Source organism: Lysinibacillus sp. BSL11 (assembly GCF_052928325.1).
This window is the reverse complement of record NZ_JAVGCX010000015.1, coordinates 1-21,282: the sequence shown is the minus strand read 5'-3', so window position 1 is coordinate 21,282 and position 21,282 is coordinate 1. Positions and strand designations below refer to the sequence as shown.

Here is a 21,282-nt window from a genome sequence, read left to right as displayed (position 1 = left end):
GCAAAACAAATGGAGGGTCCAACACATGGCAATTCAAAAACTGTGGAAAAAAGGTCTAATTGGTGCATTAGCTATTTCCATGTTGGCAGCTTGTTCTGACAGTTCATCTAGTGCAAATGAGGTAAAAAAGGACTTATCGCTTGAGGACATTACAGAAAAAGCAAAGGAAGAGGGCACTGTTAATTCTGTCGGTATGCCAGATACATGGGCGAACTGGGTGGAAACCTGGGAGGAACTTGGGACCGAATATAGTATCAAACACAAGGATACGGACATGTCGAGTGCCGAGGAGTTAGCGAAGTTTGAAGCAGAGAAGGATGATGCTACCGCAGATATTGGAGATGTCGGGATTGCTTTTGGACCAATCGCTAAGGACAAGGGCTTAACATTACCATACAAAACGTCTTATTGGGATGAAATACCTGAATGGGCTAAAGATGATGAAGGACACTGGATTGTTGGCTATACAGGAACCATTTCTTTCTTGACAGATAAAAATAATGTGAAGAATGCTCCAACATCATGGGAAGATCTAAAAAATGGAGATTACACAGTCAGTATTGGAGATGCATTAACAGCTAACCAAGCACAGTTTGCCATCTTAGCAGCGGCTATGGCATTTGGTGGAGATGAGTCAAACATCCAACCAGGTATAGATTTCTTTGCAGAATTAGCGAAGCAAGGACGTCTACAGGGAGATCCATCAGTAGCGAACCTAGAAAAAGGTGAAATAGATGTAGCGATCTTATGGGACTTTAATGCATTAGGTTATCGTCATCAAATTGATGAGGACCGCTTTGATGTAGTGATACCTAAAGAGGGATCTGTCACTTCTGGTTATGCAACGGTAATTAATAAATATGCCAAAAACCCACATGCTGCCATGCTCGCACGTGAATATATTTTATCTGATGCAGGTCAAGAAAATTTAGCAAAAGGCTATGCGCGTCCAATTCGAGACGGAGTAAAATTACCACAGGATGTAAAAGATTTACTATTACCCGCTGATATGTATACGAATGCACAACCTGTAAAAGATCAAAAGACATGGGAAGATACAACAAAGCAAATCCCTCAACTCTATCAAGAGCAGGTGTTAATCCATGCAAAATAACAAAGTGGTTCTCATTGTTATCGATGCATTGCGCTTTGACACAGCCTGCACACATATGGGGTTCTTGCATCATTTAGTCGAGCGTCAGGTAGCTGCTCGCTATAAGGTTTGCTCAGAGGTGCCGTCTTTATCAAGACCATTGTATGAGACGATTTTAACAGGTACACCCCCTATTGTACATGGTGTTACCAGCAATATGACAGTGCGTTTATCGAAAGGGCAAAGTGTCTTTCATATCGCAAAGGAGCATGGTTTAACTACAGCAGCCTCCGCTTATTATTGGGTGAGTGAACTTTATAATAGAGCGCCATTTAATCATATGGAGGACAGGCTACAACTCGATACACAATTACCAATTGACAACGGTATGTTCTATTTTGAGGATCATTATCCAGATAGTCATGTATTTGCTGATGCAGCATGGTTAATGGCTCAAAAGCAGCCTGATTTCCTGTATATTCATCCAATGAATGTTGATGATGATGGTCACAAATTTACGGCAGATTCTGCTCAATATCGCAATCGAGTTTTAGCGATGGATGCTTTACTGTCATTGTTTATTCCAAAGTGTATGGCGCTGGGCTATGAGGTTATCGTTACGGCTGATCATGGCATGACAAGAGATGGTAATCATGGCGGCACAACGCATGAGGATCGTCATGTCCCACTATTTGTCATTTCAGATGCTGTAAAGGCAGGTATAAAAGAAGGCATTATTTCTCAATTACAAGTTGCACCACTGTGCTGTCATTTATTAAATATCAAGCCTGCTGAAGATATGGTGCCACTCCTGTTAGAAGGTGTGTTTACAGCAAAAGAGGTTTAAATAAATAGTAGTCGCTCTTATTCTAAGGAGCGGCTATTATCCCCATAAGCCGCAAGTCATTTATAGAAAGAAGTGAGTGTGTTGATATCGAAGCGGCAATCCATTGCTTGGCTTTCGCCTTTTCTTGTATTACTATTATTGTTTTTCTTAGTACCGCTCCTATATATGCTCATTACCAGCTTTCAAAATAGTGAGGGCTTTACACTGAAGCAGTATGAATCAATTTTTACGAACGACTACATTCTTCAAGGTTTTAAAAATAGTATTACATTATCTGTTATCTCAGCTATGATTGCGTTACTTATCACCATGTTTGCAGTTTATGCCATGATGAACTTTTCAGAGCCAGTACGAGAGAAGATTTTAATACTTACGAACTTAACCTCCAATTTTTCAGGTATTCCGCTAGCATTTGCTTTTATCGTTTTACTTGGCAATAGTGGTTTATTTACACTGTTATTTGACAAATGGGATATTGATGAGTTGACATCCTTTTCATTATACAGTTGGAGCGGTTTGTTACTTATTTACATTTACTTTCAGCTGCCATTATCACTAATGCTGCTATATCCCATTTATGATGGAATTCAGCAACAGTGGAAGGAGGCGGCAGCCCTTCTTGGGGCATCTGGCTGGCAGTTTTGGATGAAAATTGGTCTCCCTGTTATGCTCCCGGGGATTGTGGGAACCTTTAGTGTATTGTTTGCCAATGCAATGGGCGCGTATGCCTCTGCTTATGCATTAACAAGCAGTAATTATAATTTAGTGGCGATTCGTATCGGCTCCTTAATAAAAGGTGATATTTTTGCTCAGCCAGAGCTAGCCAGCGCCATTGCAGTTATATTAGCAGTGACAATGGTGACGGCCATGCTGATCAGTGAGTGGAGCATCTCTAAAACAAGGAGGAAAGTAAAATGAAAAAGCGTGGTTTGGCTGATTTCTTTTTCCTTCTGCTCGTGGGATATTTACTATTACCAGTGTTAGCAACAATGCTCTATGCATTTGCAACAAAATGGAATAAAACGATATTGCCAGAAGGACTCACACTAAAATGGCTTTCCACTTTGTTTCAGGATACCGATTTTATTCAGGCATTTGGCCGTTCAGTATTTTTAGCAGGGGGGGCAGTTAGTATCGCACTCCTTGTCATTGTGCCAGCCATTTTCGTCATCGTCCTATACTTTCCAAGATACGAAAAATGGATACAGATGGCAGTGGTGATGGTGTATTCTTTTCCAGGCATCATTTTAGCTGTAGGGCTTATACGCGTATATAGCCAAATAGGTATACCGATGATATTTGTTGTGTTAGGTGCCTATGTTGTGGGGATTCTTCCTTATATCTATCAAGGTACACGAAATAGTTTAAGAAATTTAGATGCGAGGCAGCTACTTGACGCGGCTCAATTGCTAGGCGCATCAAAAAGGCAGGCATTCACAAAAATTTTACTGCCTACTGTTTATCCAGGCTTATTTGCGGGGGCATTGTTATCCTTCTCTGTCTTATTTGGTGAGTTTGTCCTAATTAATCTTGTTGTAGGTTCTCGTTTTGAAACCGTACAAATTTATTTAATGAAAAAGCTTAGCACAAGTGGACATATTGCTAGTGCTGTTGTTTTCATCTATCTCGTACTAATGGGTCTTTTAACATTCGTCATTGCTATCGTAACGAAACGATCGAAAGGTGCTACAAATCTATGAGTTATCTTGTTATTGAAGGGCTTCATAAAAAATATGGACAAGTATCTGTTTTAACCAATATTCATATGGAAATTCAAAAAGGAGAATTTATCACACTATTAGGTCCTAGTGGCTGTGGAAAGAGTACGATTTTGCGTATTGTTGCAGGCTTAACAGATGCATCGGCAGGTAAGATTTTGATTGAAGGAAAAAATATGAGTGGCGTACAACCGAAGGATCGTCAAGTGGGTATGGTCTTTCAATCCTATGCACTTTTTCCTAATATGACGGTGCTCGAAAATGTTGCTTTTGGTTTGCGTATGCAAAAAGTTAATAAGGCAGATATAGAGCAGCGCGTACATGAAATGTTAGCGCTAGTTCATTTAAGTGAGAAAGCCAATGCTTACCCAAAAGAATTATCTGGAGGTCAACAGCAGCGTGTTGCTCTAGCTCGTGCATTAATTGTCCGTCCTAAAGTACTGCTATTAGATGAACCACTTAGTGCGCTTGATGCTCAAATTCGCAAAAAACTTCAAGCAGATTTACGAGCAATTCAACGAAAATTAAATATGACAATGATTCTAGTTACGCATGATCAGGAGGAGGCAATGGCTGTTTCGGATAGAATATTTGTCATGAATAATGGAAGCATTGCCCAAAACGGTACGCCAACGGAAATCTATATGAGACCAAATAATGAATTTATTGCTAATTTTATCGGTCATTATAATGTTTTTCCACGCCAAACTTTAGAAAAAATGCTTGGAGCATCTTTAATAGAGCAATCCACGAAATTTGCAATACGCCCTGAGGCATTACATCTCGATCAACGAGATGGAGACTTATGTCTCTCTGGGGTTGCCAAACAATCATTAATGAGCGGCAATATTATTCGTACTACATTTGAAGGAGAAATGGCGTTTGCAATGGAACAACTGCATCAACAAGGGTATTCGATTGAAATGGGAAAATCCTATAAATGTTATGTCGCACAAGAAGATGTGATTGCGCTATCATGACTTACGCTAAACTGGAAAGATTTGATTTTATTTTAAAACAATTAGATTCTGAAGGGAAAATTATTGTTGCCAATATTGCTGATGCCCTTCAGGTAGCACCAGAAACAATTCGCCGAGATTTTGATGAATTAGAGCAACAGCATTTATTATCAAGAGTTCATGGTGGGGCTATTAAATATACGAATGTACGTAATGAACCGGTATTTTTACGCAAGCTACAAATGCACAAGGACGCAAAGAGACAAATTGCTCGTATTGCAGCAAAACGCATTTGCGATGGCGATACTATTGCAGTAGATACAGGTACTACAACAGTACATATAGCCGATTTTTTACTAGCTGTGGAAGATATAACGGTTGTAACGAATTCAATTGCAGCAGCTATTCAATTTAATTTAGCCATAGAGGAACGACGCATGACAGGCAAGGTCATATTACTAGGGGGCACGGCGAATCCAAAACAATCTTCTGTGGCAGGTGCTATGACGTTAGAAATGCTAGATAATATGAATTTTGATAAGGCCTTTTTATCGTGCGGTGGTATGAGTGAGGGCATTGTTTATGATTACGATTTGGATGAATCTCTTATTTCAAAGAAAATGCTCAAGCATAGCAAAGTGAGTTATTTATTAGCCGATGCATCCAAAATCAATGGCAAATCATTTTTTCAAATCTGTCATCTTGATGAATGTACAGAAATTCTTTGCGAAAGCACTTGTCCATTAGAATGGCAGGCTTATGAGGAAAAATGGACGATATGTAATGGAGGGAAGAGCTGATGACAATTGATTATCATGTACATTTAGAAGAGGGACCTTATTCATTTCGCTGGCTAGAGCGTACATCGCAAGCACTGGAGTTTTTTCATTCGGAAGATGAAACGGAAAAAGGCTCCAAACAACAAATAACTTGTCATCTACAGCGGCTGGCACAGCGCGTGAAAAATGGCTGTTATAGTGAGGAATGGTTGGATTTATATCTCGAACAGGCAAAGCAGCTTGGCTTACGTGAGGTAGGGATTGTCGATCACTTATATCGTTTTCAAGAAACGCGTGCTTATTTTGAGCGCTTTATGAGGCTGGATGATAGTGAAATTGGAAAAATCCAGCGCTATTGGCTAGATCGTGTGATGACAGAAAATATGGATGCTTTTGTAACAACCATTCAGCAGGCAAAGGAAAAATGGCGTCAACATGGCATTACACTGAGACTTGGTATAGAGGCGGATTATTTTGTTGGTGGAGAGGAGGAATTAACGGCTTTACTAGCAGGTTATCCTTGGGATTATGTAATTGGTTCTGTTCATTTTGTTGATGGATGGGGCTTTGATAATCCGCAAACACAATATCTTTTTGAGCAAATGGATCAACCTTCTTTACAACAAAATTATGAGCGTTTTTTTAAAGTAGTAGAGAAAATGATTCTTTCCAATATGTTTGATTTTGTTGCCCATTTAGATAATTTTAAAGTATTTAATTATCAGGTGGAGAATCGTGCGTTTCTTGAAGTTTGGTATAAACGTATTGCAAAGGCACTAACGTCTACTGAAACCGCCACTGAAATCAATGCCGGCCTGTATTATCGTTACCCAGTACAGGAAATGTGCCCGGGTCCCCGTTTTTTACAAACCTTACTTGAGCATGGAGTTGCTTTTACTGTATCCTCGGATGCACATTTCCCAGATGATTTAGGTAAATATACATTTGCTAATTTAGAGCTACTAAAGGGTTATGGCGTTGAAGCCATTGTCTCCTTTGAACAGCGAGTAAAAAAAATGATGACGTTATAGGTTGAGAAAAGGGCACTAAAGCTTCAATGTAGTGCCTTTTATTCGTATTACATAAGTACAATTTAACTCGCATACAAATGATTAAATTCATATTTATAATGTGAGGCGAGTCAAATTGACATTCATTAAAGAACAACCCTTTTTACCCATTATTATACAATCGGGTCAGCATGCATATGGGGTAGCCCGCTCATTTTATGCAGCCTACCGCATGAAAAGTCTTGTCATTGAGCCAGCAAAAAAAGGGAGAACGATGCGCTCACTCCTTTTGGGAGGCTCTCAAGGAATTGCCACACAGAATAGCAGTATTCTGGATTTTCAATATGTTGAACATTTAGATGATCCTACCCGTTTTGTACAAGCTCTAGTGGGATTATCTATGCAGTGCCAACAAAAGAAATTGATTTTATTAGTTTGTGACTGCTATTATGCAGAGCTTATCATTGAAAATAAAGAGCAGCTTGAAAAGTACTTTATTTTACCTTACATTGATCAGGCTTTACTAAAAATTGTCCAAACAAAGGAGAAGTTCTACCAGCTTTGTGATAAATATCAGTTAGAATACCCCAAAACCATCATTATAAAAAAGGAACATCATCTAAATAGAGAAATTCCAATCCAGTATCCCATTATTATTAAACCCTCCAATACCGTGACCTATACGAACTGTTCCTTTCCTGAAAAGAAAAAAATATATATAGTATATGATGCAGATGAGATGCAGCACATCATTCGCTGTATTTATCGTTCTAGCTATCAAGACACCTTAATCGTTCAAGAATTTATTCCAGGCGACGATTCCTATATCCGTGTTCTAGATGTATATGTAGGAAGGGATCGAAAAGTAAAATTAATGTGTGTAAGCAATAAACTACTCGAAGATCCATCTCCACAAAACAAAGGTATTTCTTTAGCTGTTATGACCGATTATGATGAACAGCTAATGGAATCCATTCGGCATTTTTTAGAGGACATCGGCTATACGGGCTTTGCTAATTTTGATATGAAATACGATGCCAGGGACGGGAAATATAAGCTATTTGAAATGAATTTGCGAGCAGGGGCTTCAAGCTACTATGTGACCGCAAGCGGGTATAATTTAATGCAATATGTGGTGGATGATTATTTATTCCAGATTAATCATGAACGAACATATGTCCAGACGAAGCATGTATGGTCACTACTTCCTTCAAAAACGCTATTTAAATACATGAAGAATGAAAAATTAAAAATAGAAGCAAAGCGATTAATGAAAGAAGGGCAATACACGGATGCATTACTATATAAAGAAGATATGAATATAAAGCGCTGGATAAAGCTGAAATTGTATCATTCATATTTACAGGTAAAATACAGCAAGTATTTTAACAAGAGCAATAGATAGCAAATGTGAACTGATGGATAGGTCATTAAAACTTTCAGGATAGAACGCCAGAGCTGATGGATAATTACGCCTAGCTTCATATAATTAAGTCGAAACCTCGACATTTGAGGCGCAAACCTTGTAGGAAGTATCAACTATTCAGTATAATAATAAAATGGGAATTCAAGTGCATGGATTTCGTTTGAAAGGAGTTACCTGATTGCGATGAATGAGGAACAACGCTTAGCTAATCAACAAGTCAATCAACCAAAAAAAGAAGACAAGCCTGAAAAGGATTATAGTAAATATTTTGAGAGGGTCTTTACAGCTCCATCCTTAAAAGATGCTAAAAAACGTGGGAAAGAAGATGTGAAGTATCATAAGGATTTTAGCATTGCAGAAGAGTTCGCAGGAATGGGCAAAGGTCGCACCTTCTATATTCGTACTTATGGCTGCCAAATGAATGAGCATGACACAGAAGTAATGGCCGGAATTTTTATGCAGCTAGGCTACACACCAACAGAGGTGATTGAAGAGGCTGACGTTGTCTTGCTAAATACATGTGCTATTCGTGAAAATGCAGAAAACAAAGTATTTGGAGAACTTGGTTTCCTGCTGAAATATAAACGAAAAAACCCTGAGATGCTAATAGGGGTTTGTGGCTGTATGTCGCAAGAGGAATCTGTGGTTAATAAAATTTTAAGAAGCTATCCACACGTCGATATGGTGTTTGGTACACACAATATTCATCGTCTGCCAAACATTTTAAAAGAAGCCTACATGTCTAAAGAAATGGTCATAGAGGTTTGGTCTAAAGAAGGCGATGTCATTGAAAATCTGCCGAAGAAACGTCTTGGCTCCATTAAAGCTTGGGTTAATATTATGTATGGCTGCGATAAATTCTGTACGTATTGTATCGTTCCCTATACACGTGGTAAAGAGCGCAGTCGCCGACCAGAGGAAATCATTGCTGAAGTTCGTGAGCTAGCAGCAGCGGGCTACAAAGAAATTATGTTATTAGGACAAAATGTCAACGCTTACGGCAAAGATTTTGAGGATATTGATTATCGTCTTGGCGATTTAATGGATGAATTAAGAAAGATCGATATTCCGCGTATTCGATTTACAACGAGTCATCCACGTGACTTTGATGATCATTTAATCGAAGTTCTTGCAAAGCGTGGCAACTTAGTGGAGCATATTCACTTACCAGTACAATCTGGCTCGAATGACGTGCTAAAAATTATGGCGCGTAAATATACACGCGAGCATTTCCTTGGTTTAGTGGATAGAATTAAAGCGGCAATACCTGAAGTAACCTTAACAACAGATATTATCGTTGGCTATCCAAATGAAACAGAGGAGCAGTTTGAGGAAACATTGTCCTTATACCGTGAAGTGGGCTTTGACGCAGCGTTTACGTATATTTATTCGCCACGTGAAGGTACACCAGCTGCAAAAATGATTGACAATGTACCTGAAGAGGTGAAAAAAGAGCGTCTTCAACGTTTAAATGAAGTGGTGGGTGAATACTCTCGCAAAGCATTAGAGCGTTTAAATGGTCAGGTTGTCGAAGTATTAGTTGAAGGCACAAGTAAACGACGCGACGATGTGTTAGCGGGCTATACGAGGAAGAATCGTTTAGTTAACTTCAAAGCACCAGCAGAAGTAATTGGTCAATTAGTGAAAGTAAAAATAACAGAGACTACATCCTATTCACTTACTGGTGAATTTTTGGAAGTCGTAAAAAATGAAAAGGTGGAAGCATAAATGACACAAGTCTTATATACAAAAGAAGATTTAATTAAAAAATCACATGAAATTGCACATATGATTGCAAATACGCCAGAGGTTGAATTTTTCAAAAAGGCAGAAGCGCAAATTAACGAAAATCAACAAGTACGTGAACGTATTGCAAGCTTAAAAAGCTTACAAAAACAAGCGGTTAATTTCCAACACTTAGGAAAAGAAAAAGCTCTAAAAATGATTGAAGATAAAATTGCTAAAATCGAGGAAGAAATTAATGCCATCCCTGTTGTGCAACAATTTAAAGAATCACAAGGCGATGTAAATGATTTATTGCAACTTGTTTCAAATACAATTGCAAATAATGTTACAAATGAAATTATTCGCTCAACTGGTGGCGATGTTCTTCGTGGTGAAACGGGTTCATACGTAGAAAATACTCAACCAGGTAGCTGCTCTTAAAAGATTATAGAAATCAAAGCTCGAATGCTGTAATTCGAGCTTTTTTTACGTCTTCTTCTATTGAAGCATTCAGCTGCTATAATAGACCTCTCATCGAAAAGTTTTAAATGATCCATTTCATTCTCTAAAAATATATGTTCACCCAATGGGCGCTACCTGCATATGATGGAGTGAAAAGAGTCGAAGGAGGAATTGCGCTGAAACGTTTACGACAAATCGTGACGAAAGCAGTAGTTGCCAAAGGGAAGAAGAGAACGGAAGAACGTGTAACATTATCACCAACAAATAAACCGACAAGTATTTTAGGGTGCTGGGTAATCAATCACACTTGCTCTGCAAAAAGAGTCGGGAAATTTGTAGAAGTAACAGGGAAATTTGATGTCAATGTTTGGTATGCCTATAGTAATCATTCGAAAACAGCTGTGTTTTCTGAAACGATTCACTATAAAGACAAAGTGAAGCTTCACTATCGAGACGGTGAAATTAGCGTTGGTGATGATGTTCGTGTACGTGTGATACAAGAACCAAATTGTATTGAAGCGATTATCTCTCCATGTGGTACAAAGTTTGAAATTGTAGTGGAACGTGAAGTAGTTGTTGAGGTAATGGGTGAAACAACAATTTGTATTAGTGTCCATCCACTAGACTATGAAGAAGATTGGAGCCTTAATGATGAAAGTTCATCTTCATCCTCATCAAGCTCTAGTTCTAGCTCCTCTTCAAGTTCTGAAGGAGAAGGCAGGTATGTGTTAGAGTCTTCATCGTTTCCTGATGAACGACCAAGATAAGTCTAAAAAACATCATTTTTTGATACATGCGAAATGCTAGCATCTTAAAAAAGGTGAATGAAGCGTTTCGCATGTATCTTTTGTTATAATAAATATATCTATAAGGCAAGAGCGAGGTAAATAGTGATATGACAACATATACACCAATGATGCAACAGTATCTACAGGTAAAGGAAGATTACAAAGATGCCTTTTTATTTTTTAGATTAGGTGACTTTTATGAAATGTTTTTTGAGGACGCAATTAATGCCTCACAAATTTTAGAAATTACATTAACAAGCCGAGATGCAGGCGCAAAAGAACGAATACCAATGTGCGGTGTGCCGCATCATTCGGCTAAAAATTATATTGAAACACTTGTGCAAAAAGGCTATAAAGTGGCTATTTGTGAACAAACAGAAGATCCAAAGCAAGCAAAAGGTGTGGTCAAACGTGAAGTGGTTCAGCTTATCACACCAGGAACAATTATGGAAGGAAAGGCTCTTGATGGTAAATCTAATCATTTTATTGGAGCGGCAGAGCAATTAGATGACACAACATTTGGCTATGCTTATTTAGATTTATCCACAGGTGAGGCAGTAGCATCTTCTATTGAAGGCGATGGCAAAGCCTTATTAATGCAAATGCAGGCTTACGGAATTCGAGAGCTGATTGTAACGGATAGTTTGCAGCTATTATTAGCAGAGCATGCCGTCAATGCTGGTATCGTACTTTCAATTGAAGTGAATGAAATGCCCATGGACAAAGCAGCAAGTTATCTAGAAGCTGTACCAAAACCGTTACAAATTGCATGTCTTCGATTGTTAGCTTATATCGACCAAACGCAAATGAGATCTTTATCACATATTCAGGCATTCACATTTAATGAAATTAAAAATTATTTACGCATTGATTCTAGCTCAAAGCGCAATTTAGAGCTGATTCAATCGATTCGTGGTGGCGATCAAAAAGGTACCCTCTTATGGCTATTAGATGACACCGTGACAGCGATGGGTGGACGAAAATTAAAGCAATGGCTACACCAACCGCTTGCCACACGTTCAGCAATAGAGGCTAGACTAGCGATTGTTACGGATTTGTTGGAAGAATATTTTGTACGAACAGAGCTTCAAGCATCCTTAAAACAAGTATATGATTTAGAGCGTTTGGCTGGTCGTGTTGCTTTTGGCAATGTGGGTGGACGAGATTTAGCCCAATTGCGTGATTCTTTACGCCAAGTGCCGACTATTCAGCAACAGTTGATGGGGTCAAATAAAGAAACATTACAACAATTAGGTGCGGAGCTTGATACATGCTCAGATGTCGAGGCATTATTAGCAAAAGCGATTACAGATAATCCCCCTATTACCATTAAAGAAGGGGATGTTATCCGTGACGGCTATAATGAACGCTTAGACGAACTTCGCTATGCCGCTCGTAATGGTAAGGATTGGATTGCCCAACTTGAACAAGAAGAGCGTGTGAAAACGGGTATTAAAAACTTAAAAATTGGCTATAATCGCATTTTTGGTTACTATATAGAAATTACAAAATCAAATATTCATTTAGCAGATTTAACACGCTATGAGCGCAAACAAACACTGGCGAATGCGGAACGCTATATTACACAGGAACTAAAAGAAAAAGAAGCATTGATTTTAAATGCTGAAGAAGAAAGCTTAACATTGGAGTACAACCTGTTTGTAGAAATTCGTGATGTATTAAAAGCTTATATTCCGCGTGTCCAAGCACTGGCAGCAAACATTAGTGAATTGGATGTTTTACTAAGCTTTGCAAGTGTCTCAGAAAAATATCGCTTTACGAAACCGCAATTTCATGGTGGACGTGCCCTAGAAATTATAGAAGGACGCCATCCTGTCGTTGAAAAAATGCTGAATAAGCAAATGTATGTACCAAACGATTGTGTGCTAGAAGAGCAGAACAATATGATGCTTATTACAGGGCCGAATATGTCAGGTAAAAGTACTTATATGCGCCAAGTTGCATTAATTGTTGTTATGGCACAAATGGGCTGCTATGTACCCGCTGAAAAAGCGAAGCTGCCGATTACTGATCAAATTTTTACTAGGATTGGAGCGGCTGATGATTTAGCGGCAGGGCAATCTACATTTATGGTGGAGATGCTTGAATCGCAACATGCAATTACGCATGCAACAAAAAATAGCTTGATGCTATTTGATGAAATTGGACGTGGAACATCGACATATGATGGAATGAGTTTGGCACAATCGATGATGGAATATATTCATGATAAAATTGGGGCCAATACGTTATTTTCTACGCACTATCATGAATTGACAGCACTTGAAAAGGATTTGCCACGCTTACAAAATGTGCATGTTTCAGCCACTGAAAAAAATGGTACGGTCGTTTTCCTGCATAAGGTGAAAAAAGGAGCGGCTGATAAATCCTATGGTATACATGTGGCACAGCTTGCTCAATTACCTGAGGAAATTTTAGCTAGAGCACGTGTATTACTTGAGAACTTTGAGGCAGGGAAAGAAGTAGTTGCCGAAACACAAGTGATAGCTGAACAACCAGTACAGATGTCTTTATTTGCAGAGGAGGAACCGATTTCCCCAGCCGAGACAATGGTGCTAAAGAAATTGGAAAAGGTAAATATTCTAGGTACTTCACCGATGCAGGCAATGAATATTTTATATGAGCTACAGCAAGAACTAGTGAACGCTAAAAAATAAAGGAGTGATACGTTAGTGGGAAACATACAAATTATGGACGAATGGCTATCCAATAAAATCGCAGCAGGAGAGGTAGTAGAAAGGCCAGCCTCTGTTGTCAAAGAGCTAGTGGAAAATGCTATTGATGCTGGGAGTACGTCCATTGATGTTTTTTTACTAGAAGCAGGTCTCACTTCCATTCAAGTAATAGATAATGGTAGCGGTATGGATGAAGAGGATGCACTAATGTCATTCTCTCGTCATGCTACTAGTAAAATTCATCAGGAACATGATTTATTTCGTATTCGAACACTTGGCTTCCGTGGTGAGGCTCTAGCATCCATTGCCTCTGTTTCTAAAATGACATTGATTACATCAAATGGTGAATCCGGAACACATTTAGACCTTGAAGGTGGACATATCCTCACTCATAAACCTGGTCCGTTGCGTAAAGGGACTGATTTAACAGTCTCCCAGCTATTCTTTAATACACCCGCCCGTTTAAAATATATGAAAACCATTCAAACCGAACTTGGGCATACAATAGACCTGATGAATCGCCTCGCACTTGGTAACCCACAAATAGCATTCAGATTATTGCATAATGGTCAACAATTACTGCAAACAAATGGCCGAGGAGATGTACAACAAGTGCTTGCAGCTATTTATGGAATACATAATGCCAAGAAAATGGTGCCATTCCAAGGCGAGTCACATGATTATCGAATTTCTGGCTTTGCATCCTTACCAGAGGTAACACGTGCTTCTAAAAATTATATGACTCTATTTGTCAATGGTCGTTGGGTCAAGCATTATTTAGTACAAAAGGCTATTGTAGATGCTTACCATACGTATTTACCTATCGAGCGCTTCCCAATAGTTGTTCTATATATAGAGGGTGATCCTTACTTAACAGACGTGAATGTGCATCCTGCAAAACATCAAATTCGTTTAAGTAAAGAGGCTGAGCTTTTGAAGTTAATAGAGGAAACCATTCGTGAAACAATACGCAACATTATTCGAGTTCCACAAATGGAAAAGAAAGAAAAAATAGTTAAACCAGCTACTGAACAATTAAACATATGGAAGCCTGCTCCAAAGATTGATGTGGAGAAAATGAATGCCATCGTAGAAAAATTATATGATGTCCAAACCATTCAAGAAAACAATCTTGAACAGATAGTTGAGCCTAAGCCTATTTCTACGGTTCGAGATGAAAGTTGGCAGCTTACACCACAAATAGAGGCTGAAACAATTGATGAAGTAACAATAGCTGCACAGTCGGAAATATTGGAAGAAATGCCTACAAAGGAACCCTTTCCTGAACTCGAAGTAGTGGGGCAAATACATGGCACATACATTGTCGCGCAAATGGAGGATGGTTTTTATTTAATTGATCAGCATGCTGCTCAGGAACGCATTAAATACGAATTCTTCCGTGAAAAAGTCGGTCAAGTTAATCCTCATGAACGTCAGGCATTATTGTTACCACTAACATTCCATTATGCAGCCGATGAAGCACTGATCTTACGAGAACACAGGCATGAATTAGAAGCTGTAGGCGTGTTTTTAGAGGAATTTGGACAGTCATCTTTTGTTGTACGTGAGCATCCGAGTTGGTTCCCACAAGGGGAGGAACAGGAAATCATTGAGGATTTAATTGAACAGGTGCTGACAACTAAAAAGGCTGATATCAAAAAACTACGTGAGGCAGCCGCGATTATGATGAGCTGTAAAAAGTCAATCAAAGCCAATCATTATTTAACAAAAGAGCAAATGGAAACATTGCTGCGTGATTTACGCAATGCAGATAATCCATTTACATGCCCACACGGACGTCCAGTGCTTATTCACTTTACATCATATGAAGTGGAAAAAATGTTCAAACGGGTTATGTAAGGAAGAGGGGGAAAATGGATGGGCGAATTTATTTTAGCGATTGATCAAGGAACGACAAGTTCAAGAGCCATTTTATTTGATAAAAAAGGTCAAATTGTTCATGTAGCACAAAAAGAATTTCAACAAATTTTTCCAAAGGCTGGCTGGGTAGAGCATAATGCCAATGAAATATGGGGTTCTATCTTGTCCGTTATTGCGGCAGTATTAACCGAAAGTGGCCATGAAGCAAGTGAGGTTCATGCGATTGGTATTACCAATCAGCGCGAAACAACAGTGGTGTGGGATAAACACACAGGTCAGCCGATTTACAATGCGATTGTCTGGCAATCACGCCAAACACAGGACATTGTGAATACCTTAAAAGAACAAGGACATGAAGAACATTTTCAGCAAAAGACAGGGCTTCGCTTAGATGCTTATTTTTCAGCGACAAAAATTAAATGGATCTTAGATAATGTTGAAGGTGCTCGTGAAAAGGCAGACAATGGCGATTTATTATTTGGGACGATTGATTCGTGGATTGTTTGGCGATTATCAAAGGGAAAGGCTCATGTGACCGATTACTCAAATGCAGCTCGAACAATGCTCTACAATATTCATGAATTGAAGTGGGATGAGGAACTTTGTGAGCTTTTAGCTATCCCAATTTCCATGCTTCCAGAAGTGAGAAATTCATCAGAAATATATACAGAAACGGCTCCAAGTATATTTTTTGGAGAAAAAATTCCGATAGCTGGGATTGCGGGTGATCAGCAAGCCGCACTTTTTGGACAAACTTGTTTTAGCAAAGGAATGGCTAAAAACACGTATGGCACTGGCTGCTTTATGCTATTAAATACAGGAAAGCAGGCAGTGACATCAGAAAATGGTTTATTGACAACCATTGCGTGGGGAATAGATGGGAAAGTGACCTATGCATTGGAAGGTAGCGTTTTCGTAGCAGGATCAGCTATTCAATGGCTACGCGATGGACTAAGGATGATCCGTACAGCAGAGGATTCTGAAACCTATGCTAGAAAAGTAGATCATACCGATGGGGTTTATGTTGTCCCTGCCTTTGTTGGGCTAGGTACGCCTTACTGGGATACAGATGCACGTGGCGCAATTTTTGGGTTAACACGTGGAACATCAAAAGAACATTTTATTCGAGCAACACTAGAATCATTAGCCTATCAAACGAAAGATGTACTAGACGCAATGGAAGAAGCAGCAGGTACTCCGATTGAAGTACTGCGTGTAGATGGTGGAGCTGTCAAAAATCAATTTTTAATGCAGTTCCAAAGTGATGTTTTACAGCTACAAGTAGAGCTAGCAAAATTGAATGAGTCAACAGCACTCGGTGCAGCCTATTTAGCGGGGCTGGCGACAAGCTTCTGGCCAAACCAAGAGGCTTTATCGGCATTATGGGTGAGTGGGGAAACCTATCAACCTCACATGGATGAAGAACAAGCCACAGCTCTGTACACAGGATGGCAGAAGGCTGTAGAGGCAACACGAATTTTTAAATCATAGCTATTGGGGGAGAAAGGTATGTTTTCATTTGAGCAGCGACCAAAAATTTTATATTATCTAGAGCACTATAGCTTTGACGTATTAGTAATTGGTGGCGGTATTACAGGTGCAGGAATTGCATTAGATGCCGCATCAAGAGGCCTTTCTGTTGCATTAATTGATATGCAGGATTTTTCGGCTGGTACGTCGAGCCGTTCAACCAAATTGATTCACGGTGGTTTACGTTATTTAAAGCAATTTGATGTAGGAGTTGTAGCCGAAGTAGGGCGAGAGCGTGAAATTGTTTATGATAATGCTGTACATGTCACAACGCCTGAAAAAATGCTATTACCATTATATAAAAAGGGTTCACTCGGTCCCTTCACAACATCTATGGCATTAAAGGTCTATGACCGCTTGGCAGGTGTCAAAAAACATGAACGTAGAACGATGTTAAATGCTCAGGAAACCTTGGCATTAGAGCCTTTACTCAATCAAGAGGGTTTAGTCGGCGGTGGCTATTATGTAGAATACCGTACAGATGATGCCCGCCTAACAATTGAAGTATTAAAAAAGGCTGTAGAATATGGAGCGCTTTGCCTCAATTATGCTGAAATGACGGAATTTATCTACGAAAAGAAAAAGCTTGTTGGCATTAAAGTGAGGGATCATGTGACAGGGAAAATGCTCAATGTCCATGCCGCCCAAATTGTGAATGCAACAGGTCCTTGGGTTGATGACGTACGACAAAAAGATAAAGTAGCAGATAACAAGCAATTACGTCTAACAAAGGGCGTTCATATTGTCTTCAAACAAAAGGATTTTCCGCTAAAGCAAGCTGTTTATTTTGATATTGCTGATGGTCGTATGGCCTTTGCCATTCCACGAGATGGCAAAACCTATGTAGGGACTACGGATACTGTCTATGAAGGTAATCCTGTACATCCAGTGGCAACACAGCAAGATGTGGATTATCTAATGGAGGCTGCAAAAAAGATCTTTCCAACTGCTACTATCACAAGAGACACAATTGAATCCTCTTGGGCAGGGGTCCGACCTCTGATTTATGAAAAAGGCAAGGATCCATCAGAAATTTCAAGGAAAGATGAAATTTGGACAGCGCCAAGTGGTTTAATGACGATTGCGGGTGGAAAGCTAACGGGCTATCGCCAAATGGCTGAAACGATTGTGGATAAAATTGTGAAGGCCCGTCGCTACAAGCATGCAAGTGCCTGTTTAACACGTGAGCTAGCACTTTCTGGTGCAAAGGGAATCAACGCTATTAATTTCCCTGACTATATTGCCTATAAAGCACGAGAAGGCGTACAGTATGGCTTAAATTATGACGAAGCCAAGCATCTCGTACAAAAGTATGGCACGAATGTAGATGCCTTATTCGATCGCGTGAAATTTTTACATGAACATGGCAGTACAATGCCTCTTGCCTTACATGCGATGCTACTGTATGGCATTGAAGCCGAAATGGTCTATACACCAAGCGACTTCTTTATTCGTCGGACTGGTTTATTATACTTCGATATTGAAGCAGTAAAGCTTTATAAACAGCAAGTGATTCAAGTGATGCAACAACGTTTAAATTATACGGAGGAACAAAAAAATAGGTATATTGCTGAATTAGAGCAAGCCATTAACGATGCAACAAATTTTGTGAAAGAAGGGGAGTAAGGGATGGAGCGTTATATTCAAATGTCGGATGAACAATTTGTCTTCACTCGAACATTGGAGCCTTCAACGCCATGTATTGGACATATTCACATTTTGCATGGCATGGCAGAGCACAGCGGTCGCTATTTAACCTTTGCGAAAACACTTAACGCAGCAGGCTATGTTGTGACGATGCACGATCACCGTGGGCATGGTGAAACGGCAGCATATAATGGGACATTGGGCTTTTTTGCTGAAGAAAACGGCTTTGAGCGTGTTGTAAAAGATGCTCATGAAGTGATTACACAACTTCACGTACCATACGCTAATGTACCATTTATTCTCTTTGGCCATAGTATGGGTTCCTTCATTACTAGACGCTATATTCAATTATATGGAGAGCAAGTAGACAATGTTATTCTCTGTGGCACTGGAAATGTGACAGCCTTGCATGCTGTAGGAAATCTAGTAGCTAAGGCTTTAGCTATGGGACTAGGAAAAGAAACTGAAAGTAAGCTGTTAAATCAATTGAGCTTTGGTAGCTTTAATAAGCAATTTCCCAATCCGAAGACTGCCTATGATTGGTTATGTTCAGTACAACAAGAGGTGCAAAGGTATATCGATGATCCCTATTGTGGCTTTATTCCAACGAATCAATTTTTCGTGGATTTGACAACTGGCTTTGCCACACTAAATCGTAAAAAAGAATTAGCAAAAGTAAGAAAAAGCCTCCCTATTCTTTTGATTAGTGGCAGTAAAGATCCAGTTGGTGAACAGGGGCTAGGCGTTTACAAAGTTGCTGAACAGTTAGCAGCAGTGGGTGTAGAGGATGTAACGGTTTATTTATTCGAGGATAAACGACATGAAATTTTAAATGAAGACAATCAAGAAGCGGTCTTTCAAGTTTTATTACGGTGGTTAGAAAAATATGATAGAAACTAAACTGCAGCAGGCAGAGGTCGTAGCAATAGTGGGGCCGACTGCCTCTGGTAAAACGGCATTAAGCATTGAACTAGCAAAAAAATATAACGGTGAAGTCATTAATGGTGATTCCATGCAAGTTTATAAAGGGCTCGATATTGGGACAGCTAAAATTACCGAAGAAGAGATGGAGGGCGTTCCTCATCATTTACTAAGCTTTTTAGAGCCTACAGAATCTTTTTCGGTAGCAGATTATCAAAAATTAGTACGTGCGAAGATCGCGGAAATTCAATCTCGTCAAAAATTACCTATAATAGTAGGGGGCTCTGGCTTATATGTACAAGCTGTCCTCTATGATTTCCAATTTACTGATGAAAAAGTAGATGAAGAAGCACGAAAAGCCTACTATGAGGAATTAGCAAAGCTTGGCCCTGAGGCAATGCATGACAAATTAAAGCAACTAGACCCTCAAACAGCGGAGACAATCCATCCAAACAATACACGTCGTGTTATTCGTGCATTAGAAATGCTGGAATTAAGCGGGGTATCAAAAGCAGCTGAAGCGCAAAATCGAGGGGAAGTACCCCTTTACCAACATGTTATTTTAGGGTTAGGTCAAAACATGTCTCGTGACGTGCTATATGACCGTATTAATCGTCGTGTTGATTTAATGATGGAAAATGGTCTTCTGCAAGAGGTGAAGGGATTATGGCAGCAAAATATCCGTGGTGTGCAGTCTATACAAGCCATCGGGTATAAAGAATTATATGATTATTTAGATGGTAAATGTACCCTAGAGGAAGCCATTGATAGCTTAAAACAAAATTCCCGTCGCTATGCAAAAAGACAGCTTACTTATTTCCGTAATAAAATGGATGTCCATTTTATTACGCCTGATGATCGATTATAAGAAATAAGAAAAATTTCTAAAAATTACTAATTGATAAATTGGTAGAACATGCTACTATAGGAATGAAGAGGTAGAAAGTTAGTAGGGAGGCTATTTGATGAAATCAATCAATTTGCAAGATACGTTCTTGAACCAACTACGTAAAAACAGTGTTTTTGTAACTGTATTTCTGTTAAACGGATTTCAGTTAAAAGGGACTGTGAAATCATATGATAATTTTACAGTATTACTACTTGATGCTGAAAATAAGCAGCACCTAATCTACAAGCACGCCATTTCTACATTCGTACCAGCAAAACAAATTGAGTTTTTAGAGACAGAAATATAATAAGTTTGTTAAACAGTTAGTGTACTCACACTGGCTGTTTTTTTTTCTACAAGCTATAATGATAGTGGAATTTTATATTTTGGAGGACAAAGTTTATGAAAACAATGGAAACAACACAATTATTAGATCTGTTAGATGCAAATGAGGACCTATATATTATCGATGTTCGTGAAGAGGATGAAGTAGCACATGGCATGATCCCAGGTGCTCAACATATTGCACTCGGAACTATCCCTGAACGTTTAGAGGAATTAGATGTAGAAAAGCCATATATTATTGTATGTAAGGCTGGGGCTCGTTCTGCCAATGCATGTGCTTACTTAGAGGCACAAGGATTTGATGTAACAAACCTTGAAGGCGGCATGCTGGCTTATGATGGAGAATTAGAATTTAAATAAAGTGTGAGTAAAAAAGAGTTCCTTATCTTGGAATGACAACTTTCAACCCTATTAAAATTAATAGACCAGACATATTATGTGAACTGCACCCCGTCAAGTAGACAGTGGAAATAATAAAAAATGTATTAAGCGGCTTGAGTCCTGAATTCTAACGGACTCAAGCCGCTTAACCTTTTCTGATAACGATCGTAATTATAAAAATGAAT

At 39.1% G+C, this 21,282-nt stretch carries 20 protein-coding genes; 19 read left to right on the top strand and 1 reads right to left on the bottom strand.

Going from position 1 to position 21,282, the window contains the following annotated elements; translation table 11 throughout:
• Positions 1-25 precede the first annotated feature (25 nt).
• The 19 genes from RCJ95_RS17680 (at position 26) to RCJ95_RS17590 (ending at position 21,076) form a co-directional block, all read left to right on the top strand.
• A complete protein-coding gene (locus RCJ95_RS17680; RefSeq protein ID WP_257521333.1) occupies positions 26-1,114 on the top strand; it encodes an ABC transporter substrate-binding protein in 1,089 nt (362 codons plus the stop codon).
• The gene (locus RCJ95_RS17675; protein WP_202341630.1) at positions 1,104-1,940 is read left to right on the top strand and encodes an alkaline phosphatase family protein; all 837 of its coding nucleotides are present in this window, start codon (positions 1,104-1,106) and stop codon (positions 1,938-1,940) included. The genes RCJ95_RS17680 and RCJ95_RS17675 overlap by 11 nt, the downstream gene beginning before the upstream one ends.
• Before the next feature lie 72 nt (positions 1,941-2,012).
• Entirely contained in the window at positions 2,013-2,858 is an 846-nt protein-coding gene (locus RCJ95_RS17670; RefSeq protein WP_369354467.1) for an ABC transporter permease, read from the top strand.
• Positions 2,855-3,640: an ABC transporter permease gene (locus tag RCJ95_RS17665; RefSeq protein ID WP_221682710.1), complete on the top strand. Its 786-nt coding sequence runs from the start codon at positions 2,855-2,857 to the stop codon at positions 3,638-3,640. The genes RCJ95_RS17670 and RCJ95_RS17665 overlap by 4 nt, the downstream gene beginning before the upstream one ends.
• Positions 3,637-4,638 (top strand): ABC transporter ATP-binding protein, encoded by a 1,002-nt coding sequence (locus tag RCJ95_RS17660; protein WP_221682709.1) that lies wholly within the window; start codon positions 3,637-3,639, stop codon positions 4,636-4,638. The genes RCJ95_RS17665 and RCJ95_RS17660 overlap by 4 nt, the downstream gene beginning before the upstream one ends.
• Positions 4,635-5,417 (top strand): DeoR/GlpR family DNA-binding transcription regulator, encoded by a 783-nt coding sequence (locus RCJ95_RS17655; RefSeq protein ID WP_221682708.1) that lies wholly within the window; start codon positions 4,635-4,637, stop codon positions 5,415-5,417. Before RCJ95_RS17660 ends, RCJ95_RS17655 begins: the two co-directional genes overlap by 4 nt.
• Complete coding sequence (locus tag RCJ95_RS17650) at positions 5,417-6,427, top strand: histidinol phosphate phosphatase domain-containing protein (protein ID WP_221682707.1); 1,011 nt, start codon at positions 5,417-5,419, stop codon at positions 6,425-6,427. Before RCJ95_RS17655 ends, RCJ95_RS17650 begins: the two co-directional genes overlap by 1 nt.
• A gap of 115 nt (positions 6,428-6,542) precedes the next feature.
• Positions 6,543-7,811 (top strand): carboxylate--amine ligase, encoded by a 1,269-nt coding sequence (locus tag RCJ95_RS17645; protein WP_221682706.1) that lies wholly within the window; start codon positions 6,543-6,545, stop codon positions 7,809-7,811.
• Positions 7,812-8,015: 204 nt separating this feature from the next.
• A complete protein-coding gene (gene miaB / locus RCJ95_RS17640) occupies positions 8,016-9,560 on the top strand; it encodes a tRNA (N6-isopentenyl adenosine(37)-C2)-methylthiotransferase MiaB (RefSeq protein WP_221682705.1) in 1,545 nt (514 codons plus the stop codon).
• Entirely contained in the window at positions 9,561-9,998 is a 438-nt protein-coding gene (locus tag RCJ95_RS17635) for a RicAFT regulatory complex protein RicA family protein (protein ID WP_004225842.1), read from the top strand. It abuts the gene before it with no gap.
• A 134-nt stretch (positions 9,999-10,132) separates the two neighbouring features.
• A complete protein-coding gene (gene cotE, locus RCJ95_RS17630; RefSeq protein ID WP_221682704.1) occupies positions 10,133-10,786 on the top strand; it encodes an outer spore coat protein CotE in 654 nt (217 codons plus the stop codon).
• Positions 10,787-10,914: 128 nt separating this feature from the next.
• Positions 10,915-13,485, top strand: coding sequence for a DNA mismatch repair protein MutS (gene mutS, locus RCJ95_RS17625; RefSeq protein WP_221682703.1), 2,571 nt, complete (start codon positions 10,915-10,917; stop codon positions 13,483-13,485).
• Positions 13,486-13,500: 15 nt separating this feature from the next.
• Entirely contained in the window at positions 13,501-15,363 is a 1,863-nt protein-coding gene (gene mutL, locus RCJ95_RS17620) for a DNA mismatch repair endonuclease MutL (RefSeq protein WP_221682702.1), read from the top strand.
• A gap of 18 nt (positions 15,364-15,381) precedes the next feature.
• Positions 15,382-16,875, top strand: coding sequence for a glycerol kinase GlpK (glpK, locus tag RCJ95_RS17615; protein WP_221682701.1), 1,494 nt, complete (start codon positions 15,382-15,384; stop codon positions 16,873-16,875).
• Positions 16,876-16,893: 18 nt separating this feature from the next.
• Positions 16,894-18,540, top strand: a complete 1,647-nt coding sequence (locus RCJ95_RS17610; RefSeq protein WP_221682700.1) for a glycerol-3-phosphate dehydrogenase/oxidase — start codon at positions 16,894-16,896, stop codon at positions 18,538-18,540.
• Between the two features lie 3 nt (positions 18,541-18,543).
• Positions 18,544-19,461, top strand: coding sequence for an alpha/beta fold hydrolase (locus RCJ95_RS17605; RefSeq protein ID WP_446722595.1), 918 nt, complete (start codon positions 18,544-18,546; stop codon positions 19,459-19,461).
• Entirely contained in the window at positions 19,448-20,350 is a 903-nt protein-coding gene (gene miaA / locus RCJ95_RS17600; protein ID WP_255601689.1) for a tRNA (adenosine(37)-N6)-dimethylallyltransferase MiaA, read from the top strand. The genes RCJ95_RS17605 and miaA overlap by 14 nt, the downstream gene beginning before the upstream one ends.
• 97 nt (positions 20,351-20,447) lie before the next feature.
• A complete protein-coding gene (hfq, locus tag RCJ95_RS17595) occupies positions 20,448-20,678 on the top strand; it encodes an RNA chaperone Hfq (RefSeq protein WP_369354466.1) in 231 nt (76 codons plus the stop codon).
• A 95-nt stretch (positions 20,679-20,773) separates the two neighbouring features.
• Positions 20,774-21,076, top strand: coding sequence for a rhodanese-like domain-containing protein (locus RCJ95_RS17590; protein WP_009371183.1), 303 nt, complete (start codon positions 20,774-20,776; stop codon positions 21,074-21,076).
• A 125-nt stretch (positions 21,077-21,201) separates the two neighbouring features.
• Here RCJ95_RS17590 and RCJ95_RS17585 read toward each other — a convergent pair whose 3' ends face one another.
• Positions 21,202-21,282 carry an IS3 family transposase gene (locus RCJ95_RS17585; RefSeq protein WP_446721857.1) on the bottom strand — a complete coding sequence of 27 codons (81 nt, stop codon included), beginning with the start codon at positions 21,280-21,282 and terminating at the stop codon, positions 21,202-21,204.